Genomic DNA, 12,686 nt, shown 5'->3' with positions numbered 1-12,686 from the left:
ATCCTTTTCAATTTATCATTTTCTCACGAGAAAAACAAAAAAAGAGAGTCGTTAAAAGTGAAACGACCTCTTTTACTTGTCTATTTTTGTGATTTTCTATGTAAACTTCGGAATTTCTAACCATTTTTATTTTCTCGACCCTCCTACTTTTTCTGTATCATTTTCTTCTAATAACTGTTTACTTTCTAAGGTCGAATCTTCCGTATCTTCTGATTTTTCAAGTAGTATTTTTTCCTCATACACGCGTTTATAACGAGAGGTCTCCGCGATTATGGCGAGCGTTGGTTCACGATATGTATAACGAATTTTCCCTGTATTAAAAAGAACTTCGCCTTCCTTTGCTCGCTCATTTTCAGGTAGCTTCAAATAGGAACTCAAAAACATTTCCTTCATTATTCCCATGTGATAGTAATGCCGGCTACGACTCACAAAATACCCCGTCACACGAACATTTTCAGTCAGCGATAAGAACAATACACTCAGTAGACTGATCGTCACGATTGCCAATAAAAAAATACTGCCGCGAAAGTTATGGAATCGTCCATTTTCCAATTTTTTCCTCCCCATCTATGAACGTCACTGTAAAAAAAACATCTGCTCCTGCTTGTTGAAAGTTCAGCTGACGAACTTGCGTCAAGAGTCGCTCCATCCCACCATTATCACTTAAATAGACAGAAGCCGTCGACTTGCTCCATTTGATGGAAAACGTTACTTCTTCTCCCTTGTATTCCTCCTTGCGTTCAAAAAGCAATTCGCCTTTTTTGACACTCTTCAATGTCCCTAATTGAAATTGATTTTCTAATTGGATTAGAAAAACATGCCATTCCAATTCTTGCCGACCTTGGATTCTTTGATTCATGACTTGACTTTGATGAAAGACACCTGAAAGTAGCAAAAAGATGAGGCTCAAAACACTGAGTGAAACGAGACACTCAATGAGCGTGAACCCACCATATTTACTGGAACTGCTGAATGGAAATCGTCTGTCCATTCCTTGTGATTTGAGCATAGGCTTGTTCCTCCAATTGGTATTCAACGTAAAAGTTCTTTCCTCGCTGAAGCCATTGACTTTCTTTGCTTTTCCCTTGCTTGCGAGCGCTGGCGATTTCTTCATAGAGCACGCGATACATTTGCAGTTCCTCTTGCTGCGCTTCGCTTTGCTTTAAAAAGTTTAAACTGCCACTGTAAAAAAAGAAAACCGCAAAGTGAATGAGATAAAAGGCCAGAATGGTTTCCAATAGGATAAATCCTTGATTAAATGGCTTTGATTTCTTTCTCATAGTGTCCTTTCCCTAATAAAAAAGTATAAACGATTGCCTTTTTTTCTTCCTCCCAAGTAAAACGGATGGCTTCCAAACGATCCACCCCTCCTGTACTTTTCGTAAAATGTTTCGTAGCAAAGGCGCTCACTCGTAACGCCTCAGGCAAAGACAGAACTATTTTCTCACCGTATTCGAGTGAAAAAAGCAACTGTCGATCTCCTTCGCCTAGTCGCGAAATGCCTGTAAACTCATTTGACAAGATCGCGACTTGTTGTGTAAGTAACGTGTACTTTTCAAACTGGTTCAAAAATTGATGTACTTGGAGTTGTGCATGTAAACGCGGCAAAGCATGTGCTGGTAAACCAACAAACAAACTCACAACGAAAAAAACAATGAGCGTTTCCAGCAAAGTGAATCCCGTCCAAGGACTACTTGTCCACGCTTTGAAAGTATAAGTCAATTTTCTTTTGGTCATTTTTTAAAAGCTCCTTAATTTCAGCATCTGTCAACGTTCGTTCTTTTTCAAATTCGGCCAATTCAATTTGCGTTCGAATCGATTGAACCAAGGCTTCATTGCCTTGTCGAGTCACGTTTTCTCGTTGACTCGATAAATTCGGAATAAATAGTAAAAGTAAAACACTAATAATTAAAATGACAACCATCATCTCTACCAAAGTAAAGCCCGCATATCTTGTTTTTTTCATACAAAATCCCCTCCTAAATTTCCATATAATGGGATAAACATGGCAACATAAATCGCGATAATCGCTAACGCAATTCCAATGAATACAAGTGGTTGAATCCACTTGATGCCTTGTTCAACCTTTGTGACAAATTGTTTTAAGACCAATTGACTGTAAATCAGCAATTCCTCTCCTAACTTGCCTTTTAATTCTCCTTGAAAGACAATCAAAGAAAATTCTGGCAATAAAAACGGATAGTCTGCCAATTGATTTGTTAGCGAAAGCCCTTCTGCTAGACCTTGATTCAATTTTTTTGATACTGTAATCATTAATGAATTTTCCGGCAAGGCAATGAGGGTTTGAATCACTTGCTTACTTTCTAACCCTTCCTTAAATAGCTTGCCCCACTCTAACGAAAAATAACTCGTCTGATACAGGCGGTAAAAAGACCCAACTACAGGCAATCGACTAAGTAGAATGGCTTGTTCTAACGGTGACTTCCGACGAAATAAATGACGGAGACAAAACCCACTCAGACTAAAAACCAGCAAACTCCCTCCGAACAAAAAAGGACTATAGGTCATAAACCAGATCCCCCAATGATCCGGATTGACCATTTGCGAAGCGAGTAATTGTGGCAGCAATAAGTAGCGCATGCTTAATAAGGTGCTGAAAGAAAAAAGGAGCAAAATCATTGGATACGTCATGATTTTCTGTAGTTCTGTTCGCTGTTTATCCAGTAATTTTAAGTGCTGTAACAAGTTGCTTAACGTTTCCGTCACATTTCCGTGTGTCTCAGCTAATTGAACTTGCAATACTTCTGATGGACGAAAACCCATTTGACAAAACCCTTCTCCTAAGGACTGTCCTTGTGTGAAGGAATGCGTTAAGACCGTGAGCAATCTTTCTGAGAATGAGCGACTTCGCTCCATCACTTGGAGACTTTCTTGCAGACTAAACCCATTTTCTAGCAACAAGACAAACATTTCTAAAAAGGCTATCCGTTCTTTTCTTTCTTTTTTCATAAAAGCACACCAGACTGTTGGAGTGATTGATATCGCTCATCCCAGGTTTTTATTCGTTTGTCGCCCGTAAAAAATTCATAGGCGAGTAACGCTTTGGTTTCCTTTTCGTTCGTTAAGAAAAGTTGTTGATAAATGACCCCCATCAAACAATGTGGCAATTCAGTTTGTTCTCCAACTAAATCGATCAAACGGCTGGTCGTTTCTTTGACCCCTTTTCCATGAATCGTCGCAAACACTTTGTGACCGGTTAGTGCTGCACGAATAGCGGCCTTGGCTGTCAGCGCATCGCGTATTTCACCAATAATCAAGACATCCGGACGGTGGCGCAAAGAGAGTTTAATTAATTGATCATACGTTTGATGTATTTTTTCATTGGTTTGCAATTGTAAAAAATTCGGAGCTTCAATTTCAACCGGGTCTTCGATTGTAATGACTTGACCTTTGATTTGTTGCGCTAAATGATACATCAATGTCGTCTTGCCAGAGCCTGTGGGGCCGCTAAACAGATACAATCCTGCCTTTTGAAAAATGACTTGTTTGATCGTTTCCACATCTTCTGGATAAAAATAGCCTAACTCGATTTGGTCCAGTTGATGTAAAAAACGAACCACTAAACTCTCTTTGCCCCGATAATCACCGACCGTTGAGAGTCGAAGGCGCTGTTCTCCTTCTTTCAATGGATAAGTAATTGCTCCTAGTTGCGCTTTGCGTTTTTCGCCAACATCCATTTCGCCCAAATATTTGAAACGAGCAATTAATTTTTGAGCCGTTTCCACACTATAATCTTTTTCAAACGGAATCATTTCATGATCTTTTCGATAATAAATGGCGACCTGTTCATTTAAAAAATAAATATACAAATCTTGCATTCGTTGTTTTACGCCATAACGAATCAATTCATCTGAAATTGTCTCAATCAAAACCATCTTCTCTTCTCCTTTCATTAGTAAATTTACGCAAAGACCAGAGCTTCTTTTTTTCAAATCAAAAAAAGCACCCAGCTTTTTAACTGGATGCTTTCGCGCTTTATTTTGTTAACAATTGCTGCCCCACCAAAGACGTATATTCGATTAACCCTTGTTCGTTTGGATGAACTTGATCTTCTCGGAACCAAGCTGCTTGTCCTTCCGTTTGACTGTACCAATCAACAAGCGTGACCTTGTCGTATTTCTCAGCCATCTTCGCTAGTAATTGATTCACTTCATTTTGCCAACGTTGAGTCGGGACACGCGTATTGACTAAGTAGACTTGTCGGTCTCCCAAGACGTGCATCATTTGATCAAATTGCGCTTCACTCGCCGGACCATTTGACCCCAAACCAATTAGCACTTGTTCTTTTAATAAACCGTCTGCTTTTAGTTGTTTTAAGTCGTCCACGCAATCATACAACTGCCGACCAATCACTGCATCAATCACAACATTCGGAAAGAGCGTCTGTAAATCTTGTGCTGCACCTAGCATAACAGAATCACCAAAAGCGGTAAGTTCCATCGTTTGTGCCATTTCTACCTGTTCTTTCGTCAAGGTGTAACGGGTCATGATTTCTTCCATCGCCGCGGATTGTTCCGCCGCCACTTCTGAATTTTGCGTTTCATTCTCGGAAGGAACAAAGGTGTTCTTTTGTGTCTCTTCGGCAATTTTTTGATTTTCTAACACTGCTTTTTGAAAACTTTCTTGTTCTTTGGTTAAGGTATTTTTAGGAGCAATGGTGAAGCCTACCAGACTGACCAGTATGACGAATAGTACACTCACCCGTTTGATGATTTGGCGATTGCCTTTTGGTACACGAAACCAATCTTTTCCTTGAATCAAGAGTCCCTTTAAGGTCCATTGACGTCCAGGAGTCTCAACAAAACGGTACGAACATTCACTAAGAAGGACAATGAGTACCATTTCAATCAAGGTATGAAGCCAAAGATTTTCTGCAATATTTTTTACTTTTGCTTCATAGAAGATCATCACGGGAAATTGGTACAAATACAGGCTATAACTACGTTTTCCTAAATAATCGAAGACGGGATTTGTCAACCACTTACTCCAACTCGAACCAGGATGAGCGATAACCGCGACAAGAACTAGGATGACAAGGCTAATGACATACATCCCACCGTAATAGACGAAAGTGTAACGACCGTCTAAGAAAAAGAAGGCCAGAGCGAGTAACAACAAGGCGACACCACCAGAGAGATTAAGGATTCTTCGTGCCTGAACAGGAATGTGACTACTTAATTGCGTGCTTGGCCAGACAAATGCCAGCAAACTACCTAGCCAAATTGAGAACAAACGAGTGTCAGTGCCATAGTAAACTCGTGTCGGATCGCCCCCAGGTTGAAACAAAACTGCCATTAAAACTGCGGATAAGAGTGTTGCTCCTAAAAGTATTTGCAGTCGACGGGCTTTGTTTTTTACCAACTTCATTAATAATAGAAAGAGGAGGGGCCAAATCAAGTAGTTTTGTCCTTCCACTGCCAACGACCACAGATGCGTAAAGGGGGATTCATTACCAAAACGATCAAAATAAGAAAAACCGTGTTGAATTTGCCACCAGTTATTGACGTAAAGGAGACTGCTCGAAACAATTCCACGTAAATTATTTAATAAGTTCCGCTGAAACAAGGTAATATAAGCACTTGAGACAATCAACAAGGCCACTAAAGCTGGATAAAGACGCTTGATTCGTCGCAAATAGAAGGATTTGAGATGGATTTTCCCCTCACGCTGCCACTCTTGGCGTAACAAGTCGGTAATCAGATAGCCCGATAGGACAAAAAAGACAGGAACACCTAAATAACCACCACGCATGCTGCTTGGCATAAGATGGTAAAAAATGACACCAATGACCGCTAAACTACGCAAACCATCAAAGCCATGAATATATCGTCGTTGATTTTTTCTATGATTCTCCATTATCATTCCTCTTATTCTTCATTCATTTGCTTAATCATGCCACAAAAAAGAGAAAAATTCATCTCTCTTATTTTTTTTTGACAAAAAATTAAAAAGCGCCTTTTTTTCTGTCTGACCACAGGCTAAAAAGGCGTTTCTTCTAAAGGTCTTCCTCGTAAAACCGCCCTAAAATTTGAACGTTGTCAGCAATACTGACAAAGGCACGAGGATCTGTTTCTTTCATAATTTGTTTTAATATAGGTAGCTCGTAACGCGTCACGATCGTGATCAAGACTTTTTGTCGGTCATAACGAAAGGCCCCTTCCGCATCGTTTATAATCGTGATCCCACGTCGTAAGCTGCTATGAATGCCATGAATGACCGCATCGGCATGCGACGTCACGATAATCACTTGCATTTTCTTTTGCTTGGTAAACACTGCGTCCATCACTTTGCCACTCACAAAAATCGCTAAGGCGCTATAAAACGCATATTGCCAACCAAACAATAGGCCTGCTGCTAGCAAAATCAAGGAATTGAAGAAAATCGAAAGGGAACCAATTGTTTTGCCCGTCTTTTTACGAATCGCAATGGTGATAAAATCCAATCCCCCAGATGAGAGGCCATTTTTTAAAGCGTAACCTCCACCTGCTCCCATTACGACACCACCAAAAATCGCATTAATAATTGGATCGGTTGATAAGGTTTGTGAGGGAATGATTTGCATAAAAAAAGACGTCAATACAACCGTAATTCCTGTAAAAATCGTAAACTTCGGGCTAATTTTAAACCAACCCAAAATAAATAAAGGCACATTCAATAATAACAAAGAAATGGAAATCGATAATTTCATCCCGAATAAATTCTGAGAAAGCGTGCCGATGATCTGCGCAATCCCCGTCACCCCACTGGAATAAATGTTACCTGGTTCATAAAAGAAATTGACGGCTGCTGAAGCCATGATTGCATAGACGATTGAAGTTGATAATTTGGTGGCATATTTTGGGTAGGGAAACTTATTAAATAACTTCTCCATTGATTTAGAAGCCTCGCTTTATGATTTAAATTCTTTCTTCGTCTCCATTATACGCACAATTTTACAAAAAGAAATAAACAATTGGTAAAAGAAATCAATCTCTCATTTTACCAATTGTTTTTTCTTTTTTATTCTTCGATTGGTGCGGTCACATCAATTCCTAATTCAAATAATTGTAAAGGCGCTACTGTACTTGGCGCAGCGGACATTGGGTCAACTGCACGCCCGTTTTTAGGAAAAGCAATCACTTCACGAATATTGTCTTCACCTGCCAGTAACATCACTAAGCGATCTAAGCCTAATGCAATACCGCCATGGGGTGGGAAGCCAAAATCGAGTGCTTCTAATAAGAAACCAAATTGGTTTTGCATTTCGCGATGAGAAAAACCTAACGTTTCAAACATTTGCTCTTGCAATTCACGCGTGTGGATACGTAGTGAACCACCGCCTAATTCATAACCATTTAAGACAATGTCATAAGCTTGAGCATGAACTTTACTTGGATCCGTCGCAAGTAAAGCCACGTCTTCGTCTTGCGGCAATGTGAATGGATGGTGCGCAGAGACGTAACGATTAGCCTCCGCATCATATTCAAATTGTGGCCAATCAACTACCCATAGGAAATTAAATTTACTCTCGTCGATTAGCTCTAGTTCTTTTCCTAAACGTGAACGTAAGGCACCTAGTGCTGCTGAAACAACTTCAAAGCTATCTGCACCAAACATGAGTAAATCGCCAACTTCTGCATTTGTCGCTGCGATGATTTCATCTGTTGCATCAACTAAGAACTTCGCAATTGGCCCTTTTAAGCCATCTTCTTCCACTTTTAACCAAGCCAACCCTTTGGCACCATATTGGCTAACATAAGTTCCTAAATTGTCCATATCTTTACGGGAATATTTGTCAGCTGCACCTTTTGCGTTCAAGGCTTTGACCACCCCACCATTCGATAATGCCATTTGGAAAACTTTAAAATCAAGGTCTTTGACTGTTTCTGATAAATCAATTAATTCGAATTCAAAACGGGTATCTGGCTTGTCGCTTCCATAACGATTCATCGCATCTTGCCAAGAAATACGTGGGAAAGGCGCAACAACATCTATCCCTTTCACGTCTTTCATGACTTTCACTAACATTTCTTCTGTCATCGTTTGGATTTCTTCTGCCGTTAAGAACGTTGATTCAATATCTACTTGTGTAAATTCTGGTTGACGGTCACCACGTAAATCTTCATCGCGGAAACAACGAACGATTTGATAGTAGCGATCAAAACCAGCATTCATTAGCAACTGTTTAAAGATTTGCGGTGATTGCGGCAATGCATAAAAATGACCTGGATGGACACGAGAAGGCACTAAGTAGTCACGTGCTCCTTCCGGGGTTGATTTTGCTAAATAAGGCGTTTCAATGTCTAAGTAATCTTGACTATCTAAATATTCACGAATGGCACGCGTGGTTTTTGTCCGCATCATAATATTTTGCGTCATTTTCGGACGACGTAAGTCTAAATAACGGTATTTCATGCGTGCTTCATCCCCAACATTTGCTTCATCTTCAATCGGGAAAGCTGGGGTTTTTGCTTTGCTTAAAATCGTAATGTGATCAGCCATCACTTCAAATTCACCGGTTTTCATTTTTGGATTCACAGCTTCTGGATCACGATTAATGACTTTTCCGTGAATTTCAATCACATACTCACTACGACAAGTGTCGGCAATTTCCCAAGCTTCTTTTGATAACTCTGGATTGAAAACGACTTGGACGATCCCTTCTCGGTCACGTAAATCAATAAAAATCACGCCACCTAAATCTCGACGTTTTTGGACCCAACCTTTAAGTGTCACATCTTGGTTTAAATACTCTTTCGAAACGAGACCATTATATACTGTTCTTTTCGCCATATTATTTTTCCTCTTCTTTCATTAATTCATCATAAATTGCTGGAAAGTTCTGATAGATGTCTGTTAATGGTACTTGAATTTCTTTACGAGTCGCCATCGCCTTGACGTTGATGACGCCCGCTTCTAATTCACTTTCGCCAATCGTTAAGACGAGTTTGGCATTTAAGCGGTCAGCTGTTTTGAACTGCCCTTTGGCTTTACGATTTAAGACATCACGATCTGCTGAAAATCCAGCATGACGGATACTTTGTACAATTTTTAGTGCTTCGATATTGACTGTTTCCCCTAAATTCACCACATACGCATCGAGCGGTTGACCCACAGGTACTTCAATCGCTTCTGCTTCTAAAACTAAGAGGACACGTTCCATTCCTAAAGCAAAACCGAATCCTGGTGTCTCTGGTCCACCCAATTCTGCGACTAATTGGTTATAACGACCTCCTGCACATAAGGTGTTTTGTGCCCCTAGGCCTTTGGCATCACTCATAATTTCAAAAATCGTGTGGGTGTAATAATCTAAACCACGTACCATATTGCTATCGATCACGTAAGGCACGTCTAATGCATCGAGCATCGCAATCACTTCATCAAAATGTTTTTTCGCAGGTTCACTCAAATAATCTAAAATCGATGGCGCCCCTGCGACAAACTGCTTATCACGTTTATCTTTACTATCAAGAACACGTAAGGGATTTTCATTTAAACGACGTTGGGAATCTTCACTGAGTTCCTCTTTGTGCGGAGTTAAGTAATCGATTAAGGCTTGACGGTAATTTTGACGTGTTTCTAAGTCCCCTAATGAATTGATCACTAAATGAAATTGCTTCATGCCTAGTTGTTCAAAGAAATCCATGGCCATCATCATTGTTTCGACATCCGTTGCTGGGTTTTCAGATCCAAAAGCTTCCACACCAATTTGGTGGAATTGTCTTAAACGACCTTTTTGCGGACGCTCATAACGAAACATCGGGCCAGTATAATACACTTTATAAGGCTTGGCATATTCGGGACCAAACAATTTATTTTCGACAAAAGATCGGACAACCGGCGCAGTGCCTTCTGGTCGCAAAGTAATATGACGCTCCCCTTTATCATAGAAGTCATACATTTCTTTCGTCACAATATCCGTCGTATCGCCTACACTACGGGTGATCACTTCAATGTGTTCAAACATTGGGGTACGAATTTCTTGGTACTGGTAATCACTGAATAACAAGCGAGCCGTTTCTTCTACAAACTGCCACTTCTCAACTTCACCTGGTAAAATATCATTGGTCCCTTTTGGTCGTTGGTAACTCATTCTTTTTCCTCCTTCAATAAAAAACAAAAAAGCGCCCTTGTTTACACAAGGACGCGAACATTTCACGTGGTACCACCTAAATTTGAAAGTTGGTCGACAATCACACCAAACTTTCCTCAAACGATTAACGCTCGCACACGTAGAGGTTTTGCTTCCTCTCATCTCCAGACTGTCTTTCGATAACTTTCCCTTAAACGACTTTCAGCCACGGTCGTTCTCTCTAAAAAGTGAATCAGCTTATGTACTCGATCCTTCACAGATTTTTGTCTAATAGTAGCTATACATTACAAGAAAATTCCATGAAAGTCAAGGAAGAGTTTGACAAGGACCTGAATTAGCGAAGTAAATACTTAACAGTGATTGAATCTGTCCCGGCTAATCCTTTTGGTTCTCCCGAATAGACAATTTCTCCACCTTTGTGTCCAGCTTCTGGTCCCAGATCCACAATCCAATCAGCTTGACGCATGACTTCAATGTTATGCTCGATTAAAATCACCGTGCTACCATTATCCACTAAAGCATCAATAATTTTCATAAAGGTTTCAATATCCGACATGTGCAGTCCTGTCGTTGGCTCATCTAAGACATAAACTTGCCCGGTCTTATGGAGTTCGCTGGCTAGCTTCACTCGTTGACATTCTCCTCCAGAAAGGGTATCTAAGGGTTGTCCTAAGCTTAAATAAGATAGACCGACTTCTTTTAAGGCATTTAAGGTTTTTAAAATCGTCTTATCCGTAAAGAATTCAATCCCTTCTTCTACAGACAGTTCTAAAATATCGTTAATATTCTTTCCTAAGTAACGCATCTCTAACACTTCCGACAAATAACGATTGCCATCACACTCGGGACACACCAGCTCTACCCCTTCAAGATAAGCTAAATCCAAGGTAACGACCCCTTGCCCCTTACAATTTGGACAACCGCCTTTGGAATTAAAACTAAACAATGATTTTTCCACTTGATTTTCTTTGGCGAAAATCATCCGCACCCGATCAAAAACACCTGTATAAGTTAACATGTTCGAACGACGCGTCGCATGTAAAGCTTTTTGGTCGACTAAAACCACTTCCGGATATTTGTTCAAAAATTCAGTGAAAATCAATGAACTTTTCCCAGAGCCTGCCACGCCACTAATCACCGAAAGCACCCCTTGAGGAATGGAGACATCAATGTTTTTCAAATTATTTGTGGTACAATTTTTCAATTCAAAGAACCCCTTAGGCTCTCGCACGATTTCTTTTAATGGTGGCAAGGCGTTAAGATGCTCGCCTGTTGAAGTCTCGGATAATAACAGATTCGCTACGTCCCCTTCGTAGGTGATTCTCCCACCATATCGTCCGGCTCCAGGTCCCACATCAATAATGTGATCCGCCTCTAAAATCACATCGCGATCATGTTCCACCACTAAAATCGTATTGCCAATATCCCGTAAATGACGCAACATCTGATTTAAGTTCGCCACATCTCGTGGATGCAAACCGACACTCGGCTCATCAAAAATGTAGAGCAACCCACTCAAAGCACTCGAGAGGTGTTTCATCATTTTCACCCGTTGAGACTCCCCACCAGAAAGGGTCGACGTCTCACGATTGAGAGACAAGTAATCTAAACTCATCCCAATTAAATGGTCAATGCGCTTCACTGCTTCATCAATTAAGGGTTGGACTGAAGGCTGATTGATTTCAAGTAAAAAGGTTTTTAAATCACCTAGTTCCAACTCGCCGACATCAAAGATATTGTAATCATTAATTTTTGTAGAAAGCTTGGCCTCATTAAATCGTTTGCCCTCACAAACATCACACTTGGAAAAATGGGTGTATTCTTTTACCAATTCTTGGGTCTTTTTCGAATGTTGACTCAAATCTCGCGTGACATACAAACGATTAAACTTAGGAATTACCCCTTCATAGTCTATGTTTGATTCCTTGGTGCCCATGACATGGACTTTCATTTTTTGACGTTCGCCATAAAGCAATTGATGGCGCTCTTCTTCGCTAAAGTCGCACAGTTTTTTATCCATCTCAAAAAAGCCACTTGCTTCATAAATTTGCCAATACCAACCATCTTTCGCAAAAGATGGAAATAAAAGTGCCCCTTCATTTAAAGATAAGTTCCAGTCAATCATCTTATCCATGATTGGAACGATTTTCCGTCCGATACCATCACACGCCGGACACATCCCTGCTGGATCATTAAATGAAAAAGTATGGGCTGGACCGGTTTGAGGGTGACCGATTTTAGAAAAAACAGGACGTAAAAAGGACATGATATCGGTCATCGTTCCTAATGTCGAACGTGAATTCCCACCAATTTGTTTTTGGTCCACAATAATGGCTGGGCTTAAATTTTCAATTGAAAGAAAGTCTGATTTCACATATTTCGGCAAAAAGGTTTGAATAAAACTAGAATAGGTTTGATTGAGTTGACGGCCCGCTTCACTAGCAATCGTATCAAAGACAATCGAACTCTTTCCTGAACCAGAAACTCCTGTAAATACCGTAATCTTATTCTTCGGAATCTCTAAATAAATGTCCTTTAAATTATTTTGCTTCATTCCTTTAATTGTAATCTTTTCGAAATTCATTCCATCCTC

12 protein-coding genes and 1 other annotated feature are annotated in these 12,686 nt (G+C 40.2%); all 12 genes read right to left on the bottom strand.

Translation table 11 applies throughout. The features are described from left to right. Positions 1-126 precede the first annotated feature (126 nt). On the bottom strand, positions 127-552 hold the full coding sequence (gene comGG / locus ACYSNO_RS06910; RefSeq protein ID WP_461730337.1) for a competence type IV pilus minor pilin ComGG: 426 nt from the start codon (positions 550-552) through the stop codon (positions 127-129). Next, entirely contained in the window at positions 530-1,009 is a 480-nt protein-coding gene (gene comGF, locus ACYSNO_RS06905; RefSeq protein WP_461730336.1) for a competence type IV pilus minor pilin ComGF, read from the bottom strand. The genes comGG and comGF overlap by 23 nt, the downstream gene beginning before the upstream one ends. Then, positions 957-1,280 (bottom strand): hypothetical protein, encoded by a 324-nt coding sequence (locus ACYSNO_RS06900; RefSeq protein ID WP_461730335.1) that lies wholly within the window; start codon positions 1,278-1,280, stop codon positions 957-959. The genes comGF and ACYSNO_RS06900 overlap by 53 nt, the downstream gene beginning before the upstream one ends. Then, on the bottom strand, positions 1,255-1,737 hold the full coding sequence (gene comGD / locus ACYSNO_RS06895; protein WP_461730334.1) for a competence type IV pilus minor pilin ComGD: 483 nt from the start codon (positions 1,735-1,737) through the stop codon (positions 1,255-1,257). Before comGD ends, ACYSNO_RS06900 begins: the two co-directional genes overlap by 26 nt. After that, entirely contained in the window at positions 1,691-1,966 is a 276-nt protein-coding gene (gene comGC / locus ACYSNO_RS06890; RefSeq protein WP_461730333.1) for a competence type IV pilus major pilin ComGC, read from the bottom strand. Before comGC ends, comGD begins: the two co-directional genes overlap by 47 nt. After that, entirely contained in the window at positions 1,963-2,970 is a 1,008-nt protein-coding gene (gene comGB, locus ACYSNO_RS06885; protein ID WP_461730332.1) for a competence type IV pilus assembly protein ComGB, read from the bottom strand. The genes comGC and comGB overlap by 4 nt, the downstream gene beginning before the upstream one ends. After that, positions 2,967-3,896 carry a competence type IV pilus ATPase ComGA gene (gene comGA / locus ACYSNO_RS06880; protein ID WP_461730331.1) on the bottom strand — a complete coding sequence of 310 codons (930 nt, stop codon included), beginning with the start codon at positions 3,894-3,896 and terminating at the stop codon, positions 2,967-2,969. Before comGA ends, comGB begins: the two co-directional genes overlap by 4 nt. A 100-nt stretch (positions 3,897-3,996) precedes the next feature. After that, a complete protein-coding gene (locus ACYSNO_RS06875; RefSeq protein ID WP_461730330.1) occupies positions 3,997-5,877 on the bottom strand; it encodes an acyltransferase family protein in 1,881 nt (626 codons plus the stop codon). Between the two features lie 139 nt (positions 5,878-6,016). Further along, entirely contained in the window at positions 6,017-6,892 is an 876-nt protein-coding gene (locus tag ACYSNO_RS06870; protein WP_461730329.1) for a YitT family protein, read from the bottom strand. Positions 6,893-7,020: 128 nt separating this feature from the next. Next, a complete protein-coding gene (gene aspS, locus ACYSNO_RS06865) occupies positions 7,021-8,793 on the bottom strand; it encodes an aspartate--tRNA ligase (RefSeq protein WP_461730328.1) in 1,773 nt (590 codons plus the stop codon). Between the two features lies 1 nt (position 8,794). Beyond that, positions 8,795-10,093: a histidine--tRNA ligase gene (gene hisS / locus ACYSNO_RS06860; RefSeq protein ID WP_461730327.1), complete on the bottom strand. Its 1,299-nt coding sequence runs from the start codon at positions 10,091-10,093 to the stop codon at positions 8,795-8,797. 44 nt (positions 10,094-10,137) lie between these two features. Then, positions 10,138-10,359: a binding site (T-box leader), on the bottom strand. Positions 10,360-10,427: 68 nt separating this feature from the next. Then, positions 10,428-12,677 (bottom strand): ATP-binding cassette domain-containing protein, encoded by a 2,250-nt coding sequence (locus ACYSNO_RS06855; protein ID WP_461730326.1) that lies wholly within the window; start codon positions 12,675-12,677, stop codon positions 10,428-10,430. Positions 12,678-12,686: the final 9 nt, after the last annotated feature.

It is taken from the genome of Enterococcus sp. LJL98, assembly GCF_054871745.1.
Note: the sequence above shows the minus strand (reverse complement) of the source record. Positions and strands in the feature narration are given on the sequence as shown.